The 23,665-nt window shown below is 45.6% G+C and carries 12 protein-coding genes; all 12 read left to right on the top strand.

What is annotated here, in order from left to right:
* Positions 1–250: 250 nt before the first annotated feature.
* Complete coding sequence (locus AC58VC_RS04255; RefSeq protein WP_497367568.1) at positions 251–5,287, top strand: Ig-like domain-containing protein; 5,037 nt, start codon at positions 251–253, stop codon at positions 5,285–5,287.
* Positions 5,288–5,387: 100 nt separating this feature from the next.
* Positions 5,388–9,203 carry a polysaccharide lyase family 8 super-sandwich domain-containing protein gene (locus AC58VC_RS04250; protein ID WP_497367567.1) on the top strand — a complete coding sequence of 1,272 codons (3,816 nt, stop codon included), beginning with the start codon at positions 5,388–5,390 and terminating at the stop codon, positions 9,201–9,203.
* A gap of 20 nt (positions 9,204–9,223) precedes the next feature.
* The gene (locus AC58VC_RS04245; protein ID WP_497367566.1) at positions 9,224–10,246 is read left to right on the top strand and encodes an S-layer homology domain-containing protein; all 1,023 of its coding nucleotides are present in this window, start codon (positions 9,224–9,226) and stop codon (positions 10,244–10,246) included.
* Positions 10,247–10,720: 474 nt separating this feature from the next.
* Positions 10,721–11,668: a carbohydrate ABC transporter permease gene (locus tag AC58VC_RS04240; protein WP_497367565.1), complete on the top strand. Its 948-nt coding sequence runs from the start codon at positions 10,721–10,723 to the stop codon at positions 11,666–11,668.
* A gap of 67 nt (positions 11,669–11,735) precedes the next feature.
* Positions 11,736–12,527 (top strand): carbohydrate ABC transporter permease, encoded by a 792-nt coding sequence (locus AC58VC_RS04235; RefSeq protein WP_497367905.1) that lies wholly within the window; start codon positions 11,736–11,738, stop codon positions 12,525–12,527.
* Positions 12,528–12,650: 123 nt separating this feature from the next.
* Positions 12,651–14,024, top strand: coding sequence for an ABC transporter substrate-binding protein (locus AC58VC_RS04230; RefSeq protein ID WP_497367564.1), 1,374 nt, complete (start codon positions 12,651–12,653; stop codon positions 14,022–14,024).
* A 96-nt stretch (positions 14,025–14,120) separates the two neighbouring features.
* Complete coding sequence (locus tag AC58VC_RS04225; RefSeq protein WP_497367563.1) at positions 14,121–15,905, top strand: sensor histidine kinase; 1,785 nt, start codon at positions 14,121–14,123, stop codon at positions 15,903–15,905.
* Complete coding sequence (locus AC58VC_RS04220; protein ID WP_497367562.1) at positions 15,899–17,470, top strand: response regulator; 1,572 nt, start codon at positions 15,899–15,901, stop codon at positions 17,468–17,470. Before AC58VC_RS04225 ends, AC58VC_RS04220 begins: the two co-directional genes overlap by 7 nt.
* Positions 17,471–17,615: 145 nt before the next feature.
* Positions 17,616–19,838 carry a helix-turn-helix domain-containing protein gene (locus AC58VC_RS04215; protein WP_497367561.1) on the top strand — a complete coding sequence of 741 codons (2,223 nt, stop codon included), beginning with the start codon at positions 17,616–17,618 and terminating at the stop codon, positions 19,836–19,838.
* A gap of 229 nt (positions 19,839–20,067) precedes the next feature.
* Positions 20,068–20,994 carry an ABC transporter permease gene (locus AC58VC_RS04210; RefSeq protein ID WP_497367904.1) on the top strand — a complete coding sequence of 309 codons (927 nt, stop codon included), beginning with the start codon at positions 20,068–20,070 and terminating at the stop codon, positions 20,992–20,994.
* A 37-nt stretch (positions 20,995–21,031) separates the two neighbouring features.
* Positions 21,032–21,931, top strand: coding sequence for a carbohydrate ABC transporter permease (locus tag AC58VC_RS04205; protein ID WP_497367560.1), 900 nt, complete (start codon positions 21,032–21,034; stop codon positions 21,929–21,931).
* A gap of 37 nt (positions 21,932–21,968) precedes the next feature.
* Positions 21,969–23,663 carry an ABC transporter substrate-binding protein gene (locus AC58VC_RS04200; protein ID WP_497367559.1) on the top strand — a complete coding sequence of 565 codons (1,695 nt, stop codon included), beginning with the start codon at positions 21,969–21,971 and terminating at the stop codon, positions 23,661–23,663.
* Positions 23,664–23,665 lie beyond the last annotated feature (2 nt).

Below are 23,665 nucleotides of genomic sequence, written 5' to 3'. Positions count from 1 at the left end.
AGAAGATCGTTTCTCTGGTCTCCTTTTAACTCCAGTTCTGAAATGTGCTAAAGTGTATGGCGGGTGATACAAAATGTGTCATTTTTCTACACGAGTGTAAGGTTATCGAAAATTTTGTCGAATCTCTAATGGGAAACAAGTAAAGAATTTAAACGAAAAAGTAAAGATATTGCACATGATTTGGACAATACGTACTGTATCATATGGAGAAGACTATAGCTTCTCATACGATACAAAGGAGCCGTGAATCATGCACTTTATAAAAACGTTTAAACGCACTGTTTCTTTCGGTGTTGTTTCGCTTTTGGCTGTCAATGTGGTGAATTTACCTCTTGGCATCAACAGCCCTACAGCCTATGCGGCAGTTATTCCGTCGCCATCGGCAATACCCACGGTAGTGAGTACCTACGTGGTGGCTGACAAAGCGCAGATTGCAACGCTTGGCGAGCAAGTTCAGCTTAAGGTAATGGCACACATGAGCAATGGAACGGAAGTAGAGCTGAAGAAGAAGGCTGCCTCTAATTCAACAGATCCTGAGCTCAATAGTGTTCATTACACCTCAATCGTTCAAGGTGTAACGATCGATGATGCCACAGGCATTTTGACGTACGATGGCTCTGCGGGCAATGTGCCTGTGGATGTCAAAGCTGACATTAAGTACTTGGATGTGAAATATTTTGAGGGGTTTGAAAGCGGTAACATCGGCAGCTTTACCTATGATCCTAGTGCCACGACAACGACATCAACTGCGGTAGTGGCTAAAACAGGGGCTGGCATCCCAGCGCATAGCGGGACGTATAGTGCTAATCGCACAGGACCAACAACGAATACCGTAAGAGTTGACATGGGCGCACCCCTGAATGGCGTTGTGACGGCATGGTTTTATAATGGGTCCGCAGGGGCAACTTCCCCTTCTGATCAGTCTAGAAACAATATTTACGTAGGTACAAAAACCACATCAGGAGCCGTAAATGTCTCAGCAGGACTGCTCATGGGAGAACATTGGGATGGCGCCACAGGTTCGGGGACTAAATTTACTACGAGATTGATGAGCTCAGCTTTCTCCCCTTCATCTGTGAATCGTGGAATAACGCCAGCCTGGCATGAGTTCAAATGGGACCTCACTTCAGGGACTGATGCCAAAATGTACATAGATGGAACTCTGGTTGGTACGACAACAGCAGAAACGAAATACCAATACGTCGCTTTGCTCGGCAATTGGTTACCTAACAATGCCGTTACTTATTATGACGATATTAAAACGACACAGCTTGGGACGAGTCTCTCCACGACACTCACGATCCCTGTTACGACTGCTGATTTGGAAGGTTTAACAGTCGCAGGTCAAGGCGGGGTGGCAGCTATTACTGATGATGCAGGTTCTCTGCAAATGACAGCGGCTGTAAATCCTGCTGGCGCACCTTCCATGGTGACATGGAAAGTAGAAAATGCAGACGGTACACCAACGAACAACGCTGAGATAACAGCATCAGGCTTATTGTCTGCGAAGGGGAATGGAACCGTCAAAGTAACGGCTACTTCCACGGTTAAGCCGGAAATATCGGGCAGCGCATTAATAACGATCACTGGACAGACGATTAAAGCAGCAGCTATCACGATTCAAGCGCCAGCGGGAGCAACAAGTTTCACAACGCTTGATCCTGTAGCGCTTAGCGCTTCGGTTATACCGGTCGATGCGGCAGATCTATCCGTTAGTTGGGCTGTCCTGCAAGGTGCGGATGTCGCAACGATTTCGAACACGGGTGTTCTTACGCCAATCAAGGCCGGCACTGTGCAAGTTCAAGCAACAGCTAATGATCCAAGCGGTGTTAAAAGTAATGTTTTGCAGCTAACATTCGATGTCAAAATGACCTCTCTAACGGTAACAGGAGCAGGCGGAGCTACAGAGATCACTTCGCGTGCAGGACAGCTGCAGATGGGAGCGACCGCTCTGCCAGGAGGAGCGCCAACCACCAACGTAGCTTGGACGGTAGAGAATGGGACAGGAAGTGCTTCGATTAGCAGCACCGGTTTGTTGACAGCGCTTGACAATGGCTCCGTGACTGTCAAAGCAACAGCACAAGACGGCAGCGGTGTCGTCGGTCAAACGAATATTCAAATTTCGGGTCAAGGAAGCCATACCTTCTATGTCAGTTCCTCCATAGGCGATGACGCGAATGATGGATTAAGCGCAGCTGCGCCATGGAAAACATTGAATAAAGTCAGCGGCACGACATTTATTCCCGGTGACAAGATTTTGCTCAAAGCAGGTGATTCATGGAATGGTCAATTATGGCCGAAAGGTTCGGGAGCGGAAGGTAGTCCGATTATCATCGACCAATATGGCACAGGCAACAGACCTCTTATTAATGGGCAGGGGAATAATTTCGATCAAACGATTTACAACTCAACGACGACTTACAACTCAGGGGCTGTGTTTCTGAAAAATCAGGAATACTGGGAGCTTAACAATTTAGAAGTAACGAATGATGACAATTTTACGATCGAGAACAACGATTCAACTGCACTTAGAGCGGGCATTTTCTTCACCATCGATGCGAATGAAAGTGATCGGGTGTACAACCACATTTATATCCGAAACTGTTATGTACACGATATTGATGGCAACAACAACGCGGGTCCCAAAGAAAATGGGGGCATAATCGGTGTTGTCAAAGGATTAGCCCCAACAAGCCAAGTCACATCGGCTAGATTCAATGATGTGAAGGTTGAAAATAATACGATTCGCAAAGTCGATCGCGTTGCCATTCGTGTTGCGGCTCATACGAACTATGTCGGCGACGATTCCTTCTCAACGACAGCCACATTCAAATATGGCAATTGGAACACGGGTTTCTACATTGCACACAACACCATGGAAGATGTGGGCGGCGACGGCATTATTTTAAGGGATACGGATGGGGCAGTACTGGAATATAACTACTTAAACAAATTCGGTACACGTGTTGCGAGCAGTAATGCCATTGCAGGCATTTGGCTGGCAGTCGCCAAGAATACCCTCATTCAGTATAACGAGGTAACGGGAGGACCTGCTAATAATCAGGATGGATGCGCTTTTGACTTCGACGAATTCCTGATTAATACGGTTTACCAATACAATTATAGCCATGACAATCCAATGGGCTTCATGCTTCTGATGGGAACCAATGAGAACGATGTATTGCGCTACAACGTCAGTCAGAACGATGGCATTATTTTCAGACACTTTGCTTTTGACGAGAAGACAACAGGCTCCATCTACAACAATGTGTTTTATTATGATGCCAGTAAAAACCAAATTATGGGTTCAGGCAACACGGTAAAGGGTGGTTATAGCTTCTATAACAATATTTTCTATAACATGAATACGACGACACCTACAAACTGGCTGAACAATAGTTGGAGCAATGCTTTATTCAGCAACAATGTGTTCTATGAAGCGGGAGGCGTTCATCCTGCCAATGAGCCTAACGATGCTAACAAGGTGACAGCTGAACCTAAATTTGTGAATCCAGGCGGTGCAGGATCAGGTTTGGCAACGGCAAGTGCTTATGAACTGCAATCGGATTCGCCTGCTATTAATGCGGGAATTGCGATGAATAATAACGGCGGTAAAGATTATGAAGGCAATCCGTTATACAAAGGGTTCGCGGATATCGGAGCGTTCGAATACCAAGGGGATACAACGGGAGTGAATCATCGTCCATTGATTTCGAATGCGAAATACAACGTAAAAATAGACCGTCCTGTAACAGGTAGGCTCACTGCAAGTGACCCTGATGGCGATCAGCTTCAATTTTCAATCGTGAGTAACGGGTCTTTAGGTACTGTTCAACTGTTGGATAGCACGACAGGCGACTTCATTTACACACCTAATTCCGGTGCGACAGGGAACGATAGCTTTACGTTCAAGGCATCTGATGGTTTGCTCGATTCTAATGTAGGAACAGTTACGGTAGCCATTGCGCAGTCGAACCTGCTCCAAAACGGCGGATTCGAAGCCAGCACAACAGCGCCGCCGCCTGGCTGGACTTCCTTCTATGGTACGGGAGCCACAATCATTAGCGATCCGGCTCATGTACATTCCGGCAGCAATGCCGTGAAGTTTATGAGCAATAATTCAGGTGCTGAACAAGTGGTAAGCGGATTGACACCGAATACGAACTATGTAGCTAGAGGCTGGATTAAAGTGATGGATGCCGGAAATACGCAAAGCATCGGTGTCAAAAATTATGGCGGCAGCCAGATTTCCAAATCAATAAGCACACTGGACTATTCAGAAGGTAAAATCATTTTCAAAACAGGCGCTGCGAATACATCTGCCAACATTTATTCATGGAAAAATACAAATGCGAGCAACGATGGAAAAGTAGCGTATCTAGACGATTTCTCCCTCTCTTTATATGAGAGTCCTACTGCAGTTAGCTCAGACGTGAGCACCGTGCAAGACGCTGTCTATAACGGTAATTTGTCGGTCAGCCGTTATGATGGGGATGGACTCACGTATACAATTGTCGTGGGTGGTACGAAAGGGACAGCAGAGATTACGAATCCGGCAACTGGAGCATTCACGTATACACCGAACCCAGGCGCAACCGGAACAGATACGTTTACTTTCAGAGCAAATGATGGTATATCGGATTCAGATGAGGCTGTTATCACAATTCACATAGCGGCTTCTCCGATGCTTCTCTCGACAGAACTTACGGGGGGCAGCACCGTGCAATCCGGCGAGTCTTTCAAAGTTACCTACGGTTTAAAAAACATAGCACAAGCAGCATTGGCACAAGATGTGACTATTGATTATGATGCAAATGTATTGGAGTTCGTATCTGCAAAATCCGTGATTGGCGGCGTCACCATTATAGAGCCAATTACGCAATCAGCAGGTAAGCTGAGAATGATCATTGTAAGCGAGGGCACAGCTCATGCGGTTAGCGGTAATGCACAAGTTGTAGAGCTAACTTTCCGAGCAAAAGTTGTTACGCAAAATACAACAGGTACCATCACGGTGTCGAAGGCAGTTCTGGGTGATGCGCAGGGCGGAGAAGCGCAAGCAGCAGCTTCTAGCTACAGCGTAGCCATTATTGCACCGATTCCAGGCCTTCCAGGCGACCTCACGAACGACATGAAAGTGACGATCGGGGATCTGGCAATTGTGGCAGCGAACTATGGCAAAGATACAAACAGCCCTGATTGGCAGCAAGCGAAAAAAGCAGACGTTGTAGTCGATGGTAAAATCGATATTGACGACCTAGCATTTGTGGCATCAAAAATGATGGAGTAATAAATAACGGGGGAGTGAAGTATGCTCCCCTCTTTTTTAGCTTTTAGCCTAAGTAATGTCTAGCTTTATTAACCTAAGGTATCCGTTGAAGGAGGTACGAATGAAACCAAAGATAACATGTCAACTCATTCTTACGTTGCTCGTTCTCATGTATGTCATCCCATTTACGCCACATGCAGCAGCAGCATCCAATCCTACAGATGAATTCGACGCGTTACGTGCTAATATGTTTACTTATTTCACGGGAGGAAACGGCTATGATCCGAATGACCCGGATATCTCCGTGAACATCAAATTTAAGAGTGATGCCGTAAGCAATGAGAATTTGACCGGCTACTGGGACACGATGAATAAAGCAGCGAACAGAACCTACTTATGGACTGATTTGAAAAGTACGACGAAATCAAGCGAAGTTTCATCACACTATACGCGATTAAATCAAATGGCAATTGCTTATTCGACGATCGGTTCACCGCTCTATCACCTTCCAAGTCTCAAAAATGATATCATCAGCGGGTTGGACTGGGCTTATGCCAATCGCTATAAGGAATCCAAAAGTGAATATGACAATTGGTGGGACTGGGAAATTGGCACACCTCAGCTCGTCAATAGCACGCTTGTGCTGATGTATGAAGATTTGACACAAACTCAGATTGATAATTACATGCGGGCCATTGACCGATTTGTCCCTAATCCGAGCAAACGAACAGCTAGTTCAGTCGTCGAAACAGGCGCGAACTTACTGGACAAAGCATATGTGGTGTCTCTACGCGGCGTTATCGGCAAATCGAGCGCTAAAATTACGCAAGGCAGGGATTCAATGAGTCCCGCATTTCTATATGTAAAAAGCGGAGACGGTTTTTACGAGGATGGATCGTTTATTCAGCATACTTATGTTGCCTACACAGGCGGATATGGGGACGTGCTGCTCGGAAGAATGGCGGATCTGATGTACTTATTGAGCGGATCTTCCTGGCGTATCACAGATCCGAATGTAGCTAATGTGTACAAATGGGTCGAAGAATCTTATAAGCCGCTTATTTATATGGGAGCTAGCATGGATAACCTGAAAGGACGGGGAATCTCACGGCAAAACGGTAATGATCATACAACGGGTCGCTCCATTATCTTGAGTATGCTTCGTTTGGCAGAAGGAGCACCGCCTGAACAAGCGCTGAAAATCAAGCGGATGGTCAAGGAATGGATCTCAACCGATACTACCTTCGCGAATTATTACACGGGGGCAAGTATGTTTGACATGATTCTCGGCAAAAGGTTGATGAGTGATTCAGCGATCGCTCCTCAAGGCAAGCTGGTGGGTCAATTCCAATTCCCGGGAATGGACCGTGTTTCCCAGCTTCGCGAACATTTTGGATTGGGCATCAGCATGTTCTCGCCTCGTGTTTCCGCTTTTGAATATGGCAATGGTGAAAATATCAAGGGGTGGTTTACGGGCGTTGGCATGACGACTCTGTACAACAACGATTTGAAGCAGTACAGCGATAATTACTGGGCTACTATCAATATGTATCGTCTTCCTGGTACAACAACAGACGGTTATGGCAGTGGAACGCCTGTTGACTGGAAAAACTATGCGAACCCGAACACATGGGTAGGCGGTTCTTCGGTCGATCAACTCTACGGTTCATCCGGGATGCAGTTCTCGCTTTCTCAAAATACGGGAAGTCCTTTGCAAGGCAAAAAATCATGGTTTATGCTGGGTGATCAAATCGTTGCATTAGGTTCAGGAATAACAAGTACCGATACCGCACGCACGGTTGAAACCATCGTCGAGAACCGTAAGTTAAATGAAAGTGCCGATAATACGTTCATTGTAGACGGTGTCACCAAGCCAAGCGGACTCGGATGGTCGGAGTCAATGAATAACGCGCATTGGGCGCATCTGGCAGGGAATGTGCCAGGTTCCGATATCGGTTATTATTTTCCAGGAAGTGCATCCATAGCTGGACTACGTGAATCTAGATCAGGTACATGGAAGCAGATAAATACAGGAGGAAACACGGATCAAGTGACGAATTCTTATCTTAGCCTGGTTTTCAATCATGGCAAATCACCTGCAAATGCCTCTTACGCTTATGTTGTGCTGCCAAGCAAGGATGCGGCTGCAACGGCGATCTATGCGGCTAACCCAGATATTCAAATTCTGGAGAATTCTGCTGATGCCCATGCCGTGATGGACACGTCTCTGCATGCCGTTGGAGCTAATTTCTGGAGCGATGTAACGAAGACGGTTTATGCGAACGATGAACCACTTATCACAAGCGACAGAAAAGCGTCTGTTACAACGCTTGAAACAAATGGGGAAATCCACATCGGGATTTCTGATCCGACGAAAGCAAACACAGGAACGATTCAAGTGGAAATTAATCGCAGCGCAGCTGGAGTCGTTTCCCTCGATCCTGGTATCACGGTTACCCAATTCAGTCCAACGATCAAAATGGTCGTTCAAACCAACGGGGCTTTCGGTAAGACATTCGCAGCCAAGTTCAGTAGGAAGACGCCTTCCAGTACGGAAACGCCTGTTTTGGTAAGTGCAGAAGGCGGCGCTTCGCAAGTTGTGTTGTCTTGGACAGGCGTGCAAGGAGCAGCTGGATACCGAGTGAAGTATGGCACAGCTCCAGGTGTTTATACCCGAACGCTCGATGTCACTTCGGTAAGTTCCTCCAATCAAGTTGCCGTCACTGGCTTGGAAACGGGGAAGACCTACTATTTTGCCGTAGTGGCCTATCAGGCAGTGGGTGAAAGCAACCTTTCAAATGAGTTGTCCGCCACACCGGTTCCAATCCTTACGATTTTACCTGAAGCCGATGTTTATGTACGCGACGGCACTTATGCCAGTACGAACTATGGGACAGCAGATAGTCTGGTAACCAAGCAGGATGCTGCAGGATATGCCCGGCAATCGTACTTGCGATTCGATCTTGCCTCCATTTCTGACACAATTGCAAGCGCTAAGGTTACGCTCATTCCAGTTGGTGTCAGCATGTCCGGTACAACGAATCAGGCTCAGATTGTGACGGATAATAGCTGGGGAGAGACGACAGTTAACTGGAATAATAAGCCAGCCGGAGGGACGGCATTCGCGACTTGGGCACTTACAACGGCCTATACGCCTGCCCAATTTGATGTCACAGATCAAGTAAATGGCGCGCTGGCCGCTGACAAGAAAATGTCGCTGTTGATTGCGTCCACGTCGAATCAGGGAGCCAAAGGGGACGTAAGTTACGCTTCCAGAGAGCATGCCAATGCTTCTTATCGACCTGTTCTTGTGGTTACGTTAAGTACGCCACCTGCGTCGTTATCGACAGAACTAACAGGTGGCAGCACGGTGGCAACGGGAGAAACATTCAAGGTCACATTCGGATTGAAAAACCTGACATTAGCAGCATTTGCGCAAGATGTCACGCTGAATTACGACGCGAATGCGATTGAATTCGTGTCTGCTAGATCGGTGATGGATGGCGTCTCCATTCTGGAGCCGATTAGGCAATCAACGGGTAAGCTGCGGCTCATCATGGCTAGTCAAGGCGCAGCTCATGGAATTAGCAATGACGCGCAAGTTGTGGAACTGACTTTTAGAGCCAAAGTATTCACGGAAAATAAGACGGGGACAATGACGATTTCGAAGGCGGTACTGGGCGATGCAGAGGGGGGCGAAGCGGAAGCGGCAGCTTCTAGCTACAGCGTTGCGATTACGGCTCCGATCCCTGGCGTTCCTGGTGATCTTACGAACGATATGAAAGTAACGATCGGCGATTTGGCCATCGTAGCAGCCCATTACGGCAAAGATACAAGCAACCCGGATTGGGAGCAAGCTAAGCAAGCGGACGTTATCAGTGATGGACATATCGATATTGACGACCTTGCTTTTGTAGCGGCAAAAATAATCCAATAAAGCGTAAAGGATGGCTCATAATGAGACGTAAAATCATACTTGCCACATTAGTCTGCAATCTTGGTTGTTCCTTAGCCTTACTTGGTCCGGCCTATGCGGAGGACGCATCTCAATTTGTGATGAAGACTTCGGATCCCGAGTCTACAGGCGAATTTACCGTTACGTTGCAAGGGGAGAATATTCAGGATTTATACGCGTATGAAGCGAAATTCTCCTTTGATGCCAGCAAGCTCGAAGTCGTCAAAGCGGATACCAAGATAGAGGGTTTCTCCGTTTCGCCCATTGTGAAGAACAACGAAGTGACATTCGCGCACACCAAAGTGGGGAAAGTGGATGGCGAGAAGGGGAATGTAGACATCGGAACCATCACCTTTAAAGCTAAGAAGGTTGGGTCTTCCCAAATCACATGGACCTCTATGAAAATCGTGGATCACAATTTGAAAAATCAATCCATCGCTCTTAGTAAATCCGCCGATTTTACCAAAATCTTCAGCGATCTTACCGATCACTGGGCCAAGTCGGATATTATGCTGATGGTCAACAAACAGATTGTGGAAGGTATGGATGACGATCATTTTGCACCGGATACGAATGTAACCAGAGCGCAGTTCGCAACCTTAATTGCCAAAGCATTGAACCTAAAGGAAAGCGCGGGGCTTAATCCTTTTGCTGACGTCGCAGCAGGCTCCTGGTATGAGGACACCGTGAAGAAAGCCTATGCAGCAGGGTTGATCAACGGAGTTGCTGATGATGCTTTTGCCCCGGAGAAGAACATTACGCGCGAAGAAATGACCGCCATGCTCATGAGAGCGAAGGCTCAGGTGACTGGGACGAAAGTAGAAGATATGACGGCAAGTACCTCGATCCTATTCAGCGATGAGAACGCAGTCAGTGATTGGGCCAAACACGTCGTGGAACTTGCTGTGGACGCTGGCTTAATGAATGGCCGAACAGAGCAAGAATTTGCCCCGCAGGAACATGCCACTCGAGCAGAATCGGTGGTTGTGCTGAAAAGGCTTTTAGCTGGAATCAGCGCGAAATAAAGCATGATCTCGAAGAGATTGCTTTCTACCAGACCATTTAGGTCAGGTGGTTGGCAATCTTTTTCTTTGCATCTACCTTGGATGACGAAGTCGGTTATCCTTGGTAGGGAACTACACGACGTTATTTCAATAAAAACCGACATAATCCATGCTTAAGGGGATCTACGTTCCGCTATTTTGCTAATTTCTCCTGAAAAACGTGCTATTGTGGACAAATTAGAGCCTGTAGTTCCGCATAGAGTAGAAATCGCTTATTTTATCTCAAATAGAGGTCTGTAGTTCCCCTTAGTAAAGCCCATGTCGGAATTCCGCTGGGCTTTTGGAGTTTTCATAGGACGACGAAGTCGTTTATCCTTGTCTGGTACAAAAAGTAAAAATAATACACAAATCAGTAAAATATCAGATTCATAGGTGAAAATGAAAAGGCTTTATAGTAGATCTATACGATGACACTTATTTAGAGAGGTGAACGGCATGTTGATCAATAATTCAGAAAGGGTTGCTTTAACTTCGTCTGCATCATCGCCAAGAGCTTTCTGGAACCAATCAAGAAAAGAAGCACTCGCGGGATGGTTATTTCTATCGCCCGTCTATCTATGTATGCTAATTCTAGGTGTATTTCCAGTCTTATTCTCCTTATTTTTAAGTTTTTGCCAATGGAACTTAGTTGGGGGACTTTCAAGTATTAAGGTAATCGGACTCGATAATTTTAGGCTGCTATTCGAGGACGATAAGTTCTATATGGCCTTAAAAAACAACTTAACGTATACGGCAATAACAGTGCCCATTGGACTTGTACTGGCCTTGATACTATCGGTCCTCATACATGCGAGAGTGTTTGGGCAAAGCTACTTTAAGATCGCTTTTTTCATTCCGTATATCTCTTCCATAACGGCTCTTGGCGCGATTTGGAGCGCTTTGTATCATCCATCCCTAGGTCCGATTAATCAGTTCATGCTCCGCCTAGGGATCAACAATCCTCCAAAATGGTTAGCAGATACCCACTACTCGTTAACATCCATCATGATTATTGCGATATGGGCTGCACTGGGCTATCAAATCATTATTTTTATTGCTGGATTGACGAATATCCCGGATGAGCTTTATGAAGCGGCCAATATGGATGGCGCTTCTTCTTTCCAGCAATTCTTCCGGATTACTCTACCCTTGCTTGCACCGACAACGTCCTTCTTGTTTATTACGACGTTAATGTCATCCTTTAAAGTGTTTGATTTAATTGCTTTTCTTACGGGAGGGGGGCCAAATGATTCATCAACTGTGCTTGTCTACCGGATTTATGAGGAAGGTTTCCAGAACTTCAGGATGGGTTACGCTTCGGCAATTTCATGGGTCTTGTTCCTTGTCATTGGTGTCGTAACATTGATTGCTTATCGATTGCAGAAGCATTCCGCTTACGAATAGCAGAAAGGAGAGGGCTTGCTTGTTATTGAAAAAGATAGATATACCGAAGTGGATCACTACGCTATTGATGGGATTATTTTCGCTGCTATTCCTTCTGCCTTTGCTTTGGATGCTCTCGGCGGCTGCGAAGTATGAGAAGGATGTCATGGTATTCCCGATTCAGTGGATCCCAACCAAGTGGAACTTGATTAACAACTTCCAGGAAGTTTGGCTAAGCAGCGTCCCATTCCCTTTGTTTTATTATAATTCACTAAAGTTAGCGCTCACGATAACCCTTGCAACATTGCTCTTCTCTTCCATGGCGGCATTTGCCTTTACGAAGCTGCAATTTCGTGGGCGCAACACGGCATTTGGCATTTTGCTTTCTTTGATGATTATCCCTGCCGAATCTACGCTGGTGCCTCGTTATCTGCTGCTCAAGTGGCTTCACTTGTACAACACGCATGCGGGATTAATGCTCATGGGGATGTTCTCGACGATCTATTTTACCTTCTTGCTGCGGCAGTTCATGGTCTCCATTCATAGTGAATATCTGGAAGCGGCGAAAATAGATGGAGCCGGATATGTTAGAATGTATGTGCAAATTATCCTGCCGTTATCCAAGCCGATTCTGGCAACGGTAGCGATTATTAAATTTATTTGGGTCTGGAACGATTATCAGAATCCGCTGATTTTCCTTATATCGAAGCAATTGTATCCCATTCCGCTTGGGTTGCAGCTTTTTAAAAATGAATTTGCCGACAATTACGCCGTACTGATGATGGCCTCTGTTGCTGCAATTTTGCCACTATTAATTATCTTTATCATCCTGCAAAAGCAAGTGATCAAAGGCATCGCCCTTGGCGGAGTGAAAGGTTGATAGCGACAGATAAGATGGTAAAGATATCACACAAAGAGCGCAAAATATTATACCATTTTGGGGTAATAATCCGTGTAAAATACGGGATATCAACAATAAAATCGACCAATTGGGGGACGTCACATGACAAATAGAAAGGCTATTTTGCTGAGCAGCGCCTTATTAACGATGTCAATTTTGAGCGCATGCAGCACGGGTTCTGATAAAGGCAATGCAGAATCTTCCGCAGCTGCGACAAGCGCAGCACCTGCTGCAACACAAGCGGTTGCAAAGCCGGTGAATCTCAAATTTTACACATGGGATAATGAAACGAATCAGGTTGCACGCCAGAAGATGATCGATGCTTTTCAAGCCAAATATCCGAATATTAAGGTACAGAATATTTCTTTAGTTCCCGGAAATTCCGTGGAAAGCATGAAGAAAATGGATGTCTTAATGTCTTCCGGTGAAGAGGTCGACGTCCTTGAATATGGGAACATCGATGAAACGCTGGCCAGAGCGGCTGCAGGCGTCCTTGCTCCGCTAGATGAGTTGTACGCAACAGGAAATGTAAAGCCGGAAGAAGATTATTACATGAATCCGAAAGTGAATGGGAAATATTACGCGACGATGCTGACATCCAGTCCTTATTTTGTACTCATCAATGAGGAGGCGCTAAAGGAAGCCAATCTTCCGCTGCCGTCCTTCGATTGGACATGGGACGACTTTCGGGAGTATGCCAAAAAACTTTCGAAAGGCGAAGGGAACGATAAACGATACGGCGCTTATTTCCATACATGGGGCGAGTATACGAATCTAATTGCGTATTCCGATCTTAAAAGTCCTTATCTGACAAGTGACCTTAAGCCTGGCTTTAACGATCCTTCGTTTGCGTATTTCTTCAATCTGCGTCGCTCCATGGAGAAAGACGATAAATCCGTTAAACCTTTGGCCGATGTTGTTGGCGCGAAGCTAAGCTATATTACGGAATATTTGAACGGCAAAGCGGCTATGCTGGCAACGGCGCCATTCATGCTCGACAATGTGATGAACAAAGAGAAGTATCCGCACACATTCAAATCGGTTATTGCTCCGCTGCCTCGTGCATCCAAAAGCGGTGAACAAGGCATTACGAACATAGGTGGATCTTACGTTTCGGTTGCCTCCAACTCTAAGCATAAGCAAGAAGCTTACGATTTCATTCGTTATATGACGACGGAGCAAGAGGCAAGGCTTGAATTATCCGGGTATAAAAAGGCTGACCCCAAAGCGATTGTAGATCGCCTATATGGCAAAGCGGCGGATATTATCGATGTAACGTCGCTGCAAGCAACCATTTTTGATAAGAAAATAAAAACGAATTTTGATCCTGCCATCTCCGTTTCTTACGGTAACCAATTGAAGGGCATTCTGGAAAAAGGCTTTAGCAAATTTATGCTCGACAATACGACAGCTGAGGAAGCTCAGAAGTGGATGATGGATGAATCGGATAAAATCGTCAAACAAAATGCGAAATAGGGTCCTTATGGACACACTGGATAGAGGGCGTAACAACGTCCTCTATGTTTTTCGTTCATAGGATAACAGGCGTTATGCTATGATAGGGGGAGTTGAATGTTAAGCATCCAGAAGGCAGAAGGAGTTCCTATGAGAATAAACTCACTATTTCGATTTTCTTTTTATCGACGCATTCAAATCTCATTTCTCTGCTTTATTTTGCTGCCGACTGTCGTTGCTGCATTTCTTAATTATTCGATTACGCATCAAAATGTGAGGGAGAAAATCTTCCTCAGCAATCAAACTGTGCTTACCGTCATTGCCAAGGATATATCCAAAACGGTTGATGATATGACGTATGCTTCGAACTTTTTTGTTCAGGATGAAAATGTGAAAAAACAGCTGCGCAATTTTATGGCTATGAAGCGGATTGAAAGCTTCCATGATTTTGAGACCTATTTGCAAATCAAAGACTTTTTCAGTCTGGTTGATGTGAAAACGATGAATCCGGATATTCTCATGTACGTGTCCAATCAATCGGGATTTATCGTTCAGTCCAGCGAGATTCAAGGAGCAGATCCAGAGATGACGAGGCAGCAGTACGAAGCCGTCAAATGGCGTGTGGATCTGTCAAAGCCCAATATTTTGCAATGGCTTGGAACCGTGCCAACGCAGGGGGCAAACTCATTTACCACCAAGGCCTACTTGCTTGCAAGGGTAATCAAATCACCAAGTGATACACAGCAGCTGGGTACATTGTTTATTTCCATACCTGAGCGCTACTTTATGAAAGCGTTCACTCAGTTAAGTACTTCGAAGTTGGCTTTGTTTGATGCCGAGGGCAAAATGATTGCCGGGAATCCGGATGTTTCTTATGGCATGGACGCTACCGCAAAAAACAGCATTAGAAATGAAAGTTTAATCCAATATTCAGGCTGGAAGCTCATTAGTGAAACGCCGGACGAGCAAGCTACCGGTGAAATTACGAGAACATTTTTCATTACGCTGCTGCTGATCATTCCTTTTTTTCTAATCTTTTTCGTCGTCTCCATGTATGTAGCGAAGCGGCTTCATCGGCCCATACGGCAGCTTCAAGCTGGCGTTAAGCAATTTGGAAATGGCAATCGCCGGATTCGGTTTGAAGAAGATGGCAAGGATGAAATTTCGGATTTGGGCCGAACACTGAATATTATGCTGGAACAAATCAACCAGCTTATCGTGGAAAACGAGCAGGAGCAAGAGCATAAGCGTGAATTAGAGCTTCAAGCGCTTTATTCGCAGATTCGCCCTCATTTCCTGATGAATACGCTGAATTCAATTAAGTGCAATTTAGCTTTAGACAACGAGATGGTTCATAGTCAAAAGATTAATTCTTTAATGAGCTTATTAAGGGCATATATGAAGTTCAATGAACCCTCTAGCCTTGGGAATGAATGCAAATTGTTGTTTCATTATGTGGACATCATGCAGATGCGCAGTGATCTTGTGGTTCAGTTGGATATTGAGCTTCCTCCAGAGCTTGCTACCCTAGAATTCCCGAAGCTTCTGCTTCAACCTGTCGTGGAGAATGCTTTTGTACATGGCTTTAAGAAAGCCGTCGATCAGCCTCGAATCGTCATTCGCGCTGCGCAAAGTGATAATAGCATGGAAATTGTTATCTCCGATAACGGGTTGGGACTGAGTGCGGAGCAAATAGATCATCTCAATGCCGAGCTGCAAAGCTCGCACGATACAGAAGCCTGGCAATCGGATAAACGGGTGGGGCTGTGGAATGTTTATCAACGTCTGAAAATGACATATGGCAGAGGCTCATCCATGTCATGCACACAGAGTGAGCTCGGCGGCTTGACCGTTAGACTCGGATTTACAGAGAAATTAGATACAGGGGGATCTGCATGTTGAATGTCATGTTGGTAGATGATGATGTGCCGATGATCAAATATTTGACGAAACTGATACCTTGGGAATCGTTGGGGCTGAGGATTGCTGCGACGGCACATTCTGGAGAAAGTGCCTTGCAGACCTTCCAAGAAACGCAGCTCGATTTGGTCATTACGGATATTGGGATGCCGCAAATGGATGGTTTGGAACTGGTAGCTCAGCTGAAAGTACTAAAGCCTGAGCTTCAGGTTGTCTTTTTAACCTGTCATGAAGAATTTCATTATGCCAGAAAAGCTGTGCAATTAGATGCAGTCGACTATTTGATTAAGGATGAATTAACCTCTGAACAGCTGGGTGAGAGTCTACGCAAAGCCATTCAACTGCTAACGGAGGCCAAGAATCAAGTAGAGGACATCGTGTATAAACAAGATTTGATCAAAAATAAGGATTTACTCAAAATGACGTACTTTCAGCAGCTTCTAACAACATCATCTGCCACGGAGATGCTTAGTTATGGGAAGCGGTTAGGCATCAACTGGGGACATTCGCACTTTCTTATGGCGATAGGTTCCTTTCACAGGGCTTCCGTCTATAAGCAGTATAGATTTGAAGATATGAATTTGCTGTTGTATGCGGCGGGGAACATAGCTAATGACTTGTCCTTGCAGTCGCAGCAGCAGGTCACGTTATTTTCAGATTCTGACGGTGAATTGATATGTATTTATAATTATCAGCCGAACCTAAGCCTGAATACGACAACGCTGTTTAAGGATTATTTACTGTCTTTACGTGAACTGATTAAACAGTATTTGAAGATGGATGTGTTCCTTCATTATGGGATTCCTTTTAAAGGCGTGGAGGGAATAAGAGCTAATTATAAGACGATGAAGATGTGGCAGAAGTCATCTTTTTATGAAGACGATACGTTTGGGGCGATCAAATTGTTGGAAGTTCCCTTGTGGAATGTCAATCACTCGCTGGAGGAACAGTGGGATCGGATCACAGAAGCCGTCAAAGTCAAAGATGCCAATATCGATGGGATTACGAAATCCCTGTGTGCCTTAGAAGCTTTCGCTCGTGAAGAGCGAATTGAGTCGGGGATGTTCCTGGCAGCATGCTCGCATCGAATTCGTCTGATCGAACTGGAAGTTAAACATAAAAGCGAAGAAACGTTTCATAGCTGCTTGCTGAGGTGCAGGCGGTTAAAAGAGAGTCTTGAACTAATCAGCTGCAAATTAGAAGAGCTGCACACAGCATCCATCCATATGGCGATAGACAAAAAGCCGAAGCTGCAGCAAATCGACCGGTATATAACGGATCATTTGGCTGAAAATATTTCGATGGTGGATATTGCCGATTATTTATTTCTGAATCCGAGCTATTTTTCACGGTATTTCAAGCAAGAAACCGGCGTGAATTTCGTTGATTACTACCATCAATTCAAAATGAAAATTGCCTGCGGCTTGTTAAAAGAAAAACAATACAACATTGAGATGATTGCACTAAAGCTAGGTTATATGGAACGCACGTATTTTTCGAGGATTTTTAAAAAGTATGTAGGGGTCAGTCCTAAGCATTACAAATAAGGCCGATAGGTGTGACTTCGTGTGGACGATATCAGATGTAAGCGTGTACACTGGTAGGAAGACGCAAAAAAGGCAGAGCCATCCATGCGATCCATGCTCCGGTTTGCTCACCGTCGTTATTCCGTTTGAACAATGGAGGCTGAACATGAGGAAAACGTTATTTAATCGGCTGCTGCTTTCCTATATGCCGATCTTTATTATCGTGGTCACGTTTACGTTTTTCGTGTTTTTTCAGGTGCTGAGTGAACAAAGCCGCAAAGAAGCGCTAAATGCCAATAAAATGTTGTCTTTACAGGCGATGCGCCTGATCGACACTTCGCTGAAGGCGATTGACAACATGGTCATGATGGAAACGATCAATAATAAGGAATTGATCAATTTCTTTAATAATGAAGACAAAAGTAATGTTTTCATCCATATTAGCGCGGTCAAAAAAATGCAGGATATGATCTCCTCGTACCCCATGATTGATTCGATCTATTTGGTGCGGTTTGATGACAACTTTGTGCTCAGTAATGCAACAAGCGATCAGTTAAGCAGCTACAAGGACGAGCCGTTTATTCAGAGGGCTAAGGATCCGTTAGCAAGTAAAAAATGGTCAGGCGTAAGAAATTTTGAGCAATTTTCTGTAAAAGGGAGCAAACCTGTAGTCAGCTTGGTGCGGGGCGCACCCTTCATCACTGGCGAGAAAGGAATGATCGTCGTCAATGTGGCGACGGATTCTTTACGGACCAGCATCGCCGATCTGTACGATTCGAAGACAAGCTATATCGGCCTGCGGGACGCCGTGGGCAACGATTTGTTTCGTGATTCCAGTTCAAACGAACAGACAAGGATTTTCTCGAATTATGTATCGAGCTATACGGGATGGTCTTATCAAAGCGGGCTTGTTAACGGCAAGGTGTTTCATGTTATGTCCTCGCTATATAACGTTTGGTTTATTATCGGAATCGCGATGATTGTGGTTGGATTTGTGTGGCTGCTTTATGTGACCCGGCGCAATTCGAGGCCACTAGAGCAGATTGTGGCGCGAATTCGTGGTTACCGCCTCCCGTTGTCCAAGGAGGGGGGAGATGAGTTTTCGTTCATCGAATCGGCTTTGTCCAATATTATTGAGCAATCGAATCAGTATCAGCAAAAGCATGAAGAAGACAGGCATCTCCGAACGAGGTACTTATTCCATCAGCTCATCGAAGGCGACACGGGGCTAACGCATGATGAATGGGTGGAGGAAACAAGCAGTCTGGAGCTTCCCTACACTGCCGATCGACAAGTGGTACTGGTGATCGAAATGGATAAATACAGTGATTTCTGCTGTCAATATGCACGCAAAGATCAGAATCTTCTCAAATTTGCGCTGCGCAGCGTCATTCAGGAGCTCGCTCCGAAATACGAGCTCGTGCTTTGGGCAGAGTGGACTTCCGCTTATCAGCTTAGCGTCATGGTGTTCAGCGATAGCGAAGAGGAGGCCAGCAGTTCTTCGATACTACAGCTTTTTGATAACGTTCGTGTGTGGGCTCAGGAGAACCTGAAGTTTACGGTAACGATTGGAATTGGTGAGCAGGTTGTAGAGCTTTCCAGCGTTGCAAATTCGTATAAAGAAGCGCTAAGGGCGCTTACCTATAAAATTGTGCTTGGCGAAAACAGGCTAATCACAAGTGAGCATATCGCCAATCACGGTCAAGCCGAAGTTTTTTCACATCTCAATGCAATTCGCTCCATCCTTCAGTCGTTCAGACTTCTCGAAGATGAATGGAAGGCGAAGTATGACGAGCTTTTTGGCGAAATGAAGCTTGGTCTATTAACCAAAGATGAAATTACGAATCTGATGAACTATTTAATCTATTATTTGGGGCGGGAAATGGCAGGGATGACCAAAGAGTCTCAAGAAATATGGGTGCAGGAGGGTCTGCCGAGGCTTAGTAAAGTCATGGACGACTGCCATTCCCTCGAACAAATGCGGGAAGAATCTTTGAGCGTATTGAACAGTTTGTACACGGCTCTGCTGGAAGCGCAGGACAAGCGTCTGCATGCAGCTACGATTCGTGATATGCGGAAGTTCATTGAAGAAGAGTACGCCAATCCGAATATGTCGCTTGATTACCTCAGTTCAACCTTTAACATTAATAGTAAATATGTGAGCAAGCTGTTTAAAGAGGAAACGGGACAGAAGTTCGTCGACTTCCTGATTGATATCCGCATACAGGTGGCGCAGCGACTGCTCGCGGAATCGCAAGCACCGATGCAGGAGGTGGCTGAGCAGATCGGTTATACAAGCGCAATCTCTTTCAGCCGTGTGTTTAAAAAAGTGGTTGGCTGTTCACCCAGCGAATTCCGCGAAGATGCGGTGCGCAAACAGATTGGGTGAATTTGGTTAAACCGTAGAAAATAGTTTGTTTCGCTGATTTACCTAGTCCTTATAACCAGATAATCAAGCAGCAGCTCCGGAGAAACTCCGGGGCTACGCGCTTTTTCAGTAGATGCGAAAACGGTTAAGCGTACGATTCTTGTTTCTTGCAGCAGTCTGCGTTCGCCTTTACGATGAAGGTGTGAAAGCGCAAAGCTATCCAGACGAAAGGAGAAAGGAGAAGGAGCCTATGTTAAGCATGCAGAAGGAATTAGGAACGTCTATGAAAAAGATGAAGCGTCATTGGCAGTTATATCTAGTTGTCTGTTTACCGCTGCTGTATTTGGTCATATTCAAGTACATTCCTATGGCTGGTGTTGTTATCGCTTTCAAAGACTACAACGTCATCAAAGGCATATGGGGCAGCCCATGGGTGGGTCTGAAATACTTCGAACAGTTTTTCGAATCACCGAATTTCTGGCTTTATTTGAAGAACACGCTGGGCATCAGTATGTACGGTTTGCTTGTGGGCTTTCCAGCTCCGATCCTATTGGCGCTTGCTTTGAATGAGATTCGTAACGGCTTTTTCAAAAGCAGCGTGCAAATGATTACATACGCGCCTTACTTTATTTCGACGGTGATCATGGTGTCTATCCTCATTGTCACCTTGTCGCCAAACGTTGGAATTATCAGCAAGTTTCTACACACGCTTGGTGTGGATAATACCAACTTCATGGGAATTCCCAGCTTGTTCAAATCGATCTACGTTTGGTCGGATGTTTGGCAGCATACGGGTTACGGTGCCATCATCTACATTGCGGCTTTGTCAGGAGTTAACCCTGAACTTTATGAATCGGCCAAAGTGGACGGCGCGTCCCGCATGCAGAAAATTTTAAACATTGATATTCCGAGCTTGATTCCGGTTTCCGTCATCCTGCTTATTCTGAATTTAGGCAACATCATGAAACTTGGCTTCGAAAAAATATATTTGATGCAAAATCCGCTCAACGTCAGCACGTCAGAAGTTATTTCGACCTATGTGTACAAAGTGGGGCTGCTCAGTTCCAGCTTCAGCTTCTCGGCAGCGATTGGTTTCTTCAACTCGATTGTCAATCTGATTCTACTTGTTGGGGTCAATTACATAGCCAAAAAGTTGTCCAGTTCGAGTTTATGGTAACCGCTGGCGCTGTAGTCCGTAATAAGGAGGATCCTCTATGATAAAAACGTCAAGAATTCGCGAATCGCAGGGCGACCGATTGTTTCTGCTCGGTATTTATATCTTTCTGATCGCGGTGTTAATTGTCGTCCTGTTTCCGCTTATTTTCATCATCAGCTCATCGTTTAGCTCACCGCAAGCCGTCGTCTCCGGCAAAGTGTGGCTGCTTCCCGTTGATGTTACGCTGGAGGGCTACAAGGCGGTGTTCCGCAATCCGCAAATCGTAACCGGTTACATGAATTCGTTTTTTTACGCAGTAGTCGGCACCATCGTCAACGTTGCATTAACCGTCATGCTGGCCTATCCCATCGCCAAAAAAACGTTCTACGGCCGCAATGTCATCATGGTGCTGCTTGTGATCACGATGATGTTCGAGGGTGGACTTATCCCGTTCTATCTCGTGGTCAAAAACCTACATCTACTCGACACGCGCTGGGCGATGATTTTGCCGGGAGCTATGGCGGTATTTCAAGTAATTATTGCCCGCACCTTCTTTCAAACCTCAATACCTGATGAAATTGCAGAAGCGGCGGAACTCGACGGGTGCAGCGACATCCGATTCATTACGAGTATCGTACTTCCGCTCTCCAAGCCGATTCTGGCGGTGCTGACACTGATGTATGCTGTCGGCCATTGGAACGCTTACTTCGATGCTTTAATTTTCCTGAAATCACCGAATTTGTTCCCGCTGCAGATCGTTCTGCGCAACATTCTTATTCTCAATACGATAGATCCGACCATGGTGTCCAAAGTCGACCAGATGTTGGCCCAGCAAGGTCTGAAGGACCTGCTTAAATATTCGCTCATTGTTGTGGCAAGCGCGCCAGTCCTCATTATTTATCCGTTTGTGCAGAAGCATTTTGTTAAAGGTGTCATGATTGGCTCATTAAAAGGTTGAATTTACATTGTTTGTTAAAATGGGAGGAGTTGTCACTATGAGAAAATGGATAAAATCATACACTGGCGCCGTAGGAGCAGCACTTTGTTTCTCGCTCATCTTGAGCGCTTGCAGCACGGATTCCGGTACATCTGCGGAAAATTCCCCTTCAGGCAGCGCGCCAGCCGCAAGCGAAGAGTTCACACCAGTTGGACAATATCCGATTGTGAAGAAGCCGATGACGATCCGAATGTTCGCGCCGCAGCTGGCCAGTATCGAAAATATGGAGACCAACTCGTTTACCAAATATCTTCAGGACAAGACAAACCTTCAAATTAAATGGGATCTCGTACCTGACAAAGCGCTGAATGACCGTAAACAGCTGATGCTCGCGAGCGGCGACTACCCCGAAGTGATTTTGCAAGGCGCTTTAACCAAAGATGAGCAGATGAAGTACGGTAAACAAGGCGTGTTTATTCCGCTGAACGATTTGATAGATAAATATGCGCCTAACTTCAAGAAAGCCATGGCTGATCTGCCTTACTTGAAAAGTTCAATCACATCGCCGGACGGCAATATCTATGCCCTTCCGCAAGTGAACGAGTGCTACCATTGTAATTATGCTCAAAAGCTGTGGATTAATCAGGCTTGGCTGGATAAGCTTGGACTGAAAATGCCAACGACGACAGATGAGTTTTATGAAGTATTGAAGGCATTTAAGGAAAAAGATCCGAATGGCAATGGGAAAAAAGATGAAATACCACTGACGGGTTCGGATGACATGTGGGCAGGCAATATCGCCTCTTTCTTGATGAACGCTTTCATCATCGACGATCAGATCGATAAAGACAGCGGTACGTTCCTCCAGTTAAAGGACGGCAAGGTAGATTTGACTGCTAATAAACTGGAATGGAAGCAAGGTTTGTTGTACCTGAACAAGTTGTACAAGGAAGGACTGATCGATCCCGCATCTTTTACACAAAATTCCGATGCGATTCAGCAGTTGGGTAACCGCCAGGACGCAAATGCGATGGGCGGCATAACGACCGCATTGATCAGTTACGCGCACTCGCCGGACGAGAAGCATCCGCGTCACAAAGATTATGTTACCGTACCTCCGCTCAAAGGACCTAACGGTGTGCAGCAAGCCGGATATTTTGCGGGAGTGGGCAGCTCGCAAATGGCGATTACCAATAAAGCAACCAAAGAGCAGCAGATTGCAGCGATCCGCTTGGCAGACTATTTGTACACAGAAGAAGCGATTGTACTCGAAGAACGCGGCACGGAAAACGTTGGATGGCGCAAAGCGAAGGACGGCGAGCTTGATATGAACGGCAAGCCGGCGAAGTATGCAGTTATTCCTAAGGTTGACAACAAACCTACGCACAATGATGGTTGGGAACAAATCGGGCCGTCGCTCCGTACGTTCCAATATCGCGATTCATGGGCAGCTCTGCAAGATCCGCTTGCAGAAGGGGCGTATGAAGTACGTTTGAAGCGTGAATCAGCGAAATATGAACCCTTCCAGTCGAAAGTTATGTATCCACCCAGCGTATTCATCGCACTGGAAGATGCGGAGGTTGCAGCGCAATTGAAAACAACTATACGCGATTACATCAAGTCCAACATGGCACAGTTCATTACGGGCAGCAAAGACATCGAGAAGGAATGGGATAGCTATGTAAAAGGCTTTGATGGCCTGCAGATTGGTAAATATGTGGAAATTTATCAGAAGGCCGTTGCCAAAAAGTAATC

The organism is Paenibacillus sp. J22R67, from assembly GCF_059692175.1.
Note: the sequence above shows the minus strand (reverse complement) of the source record. Positions and strands in the feature narration are given on the sequence as shown.

Excerpts from the sequence above, each read along its gene's own strand:
- AC58VC_RS04255 (WP_497367568.1), top strand. The coding sequence starts at position 251 with ATGCACTTTATAAAAACGTTTAAACGCACTGTTTCTTTCGGTGTTGTT.
- AC58VC_RS04250 (WP_497367567.1), top strand. The coding sequence starts at position 5,388 with ATGAAACCAAAGATAACATGTCAACTCATTCTTACGTTGCTCGTTCTC.
- AC58VC_RS04245 (WP_497367566.1), top strand. The coding sequence starts at position 9,224 with ATGAGACGTAAAATCATACTTGCCACATTAGTCTGCAATCTTGGTTGT.
- AC58VC_RS04240 (WP_497367565.1), top strand. The coding sequence starts at position 10,721 with ATGTTGATCAATAATTCAGAAAGGGTTGCTTTAACTTCGTCTGCATCA.
- AC58VC_RS04235 (WP_497367905.1), top strand. The coding sequence starts at position 11,736 with ATGGGATTATTTTCGCTGCTATTCCTTCTGCCTTTGCTTTGGATGCTC.
- AC58VC_RS04230 (WP_497367564.1), top strand. The coding sequence starts at position 12,651 with ATGACAAATAGAAAGGCTATTTTGCTGAGCAGCGCCTTATTAACGATG.
- AC58VC_RS04225 (WP_497367563.1), top strand. The coding sequence starts at position 14,121 with ATGTTAAGCATCCAGAAGGCAGAAGGAGTTCCTATGAGAATAAACTCA.
- AC58VC_RS04220 (WP_497367562.1), top strand. The coding sequence starts at position 15,899 with ATGTTGAATGTCATGTTGGTAGATGATGATGTGCCGATGATCAAATAT.
- AC58VC_RS04215 (WP_497367561.1), top strand. The coding sequence starts at position 17,616 with ATGAGGAAAACGTTATTTAATCGGCTGCTGCTTTCCTATATGCCGATC.
- AC58VC_RS04210 (WP_497367904.1), top strand. The coding sequence starts at position 20,068 with ATGTTAAGCATGCAGAAGGAATTAGGAACGTCTATGAAAAAGATGAAG.
- AC58VC_RS04205 (WP_497367560.1), top strand. The coding sequence starts at position 21,032 with ATGATAAAAACGTCAAGAATTCGCGAATCGCAGGGCGACCGATTGTTT.
- AC58VC_RS04200 (WP_497367559.1), top strand. The coding sequence starts at position 21,969 with ATGAGAAAATGGATAAAATCATACACTGGCGCCGTAGGAGCAGCACTT.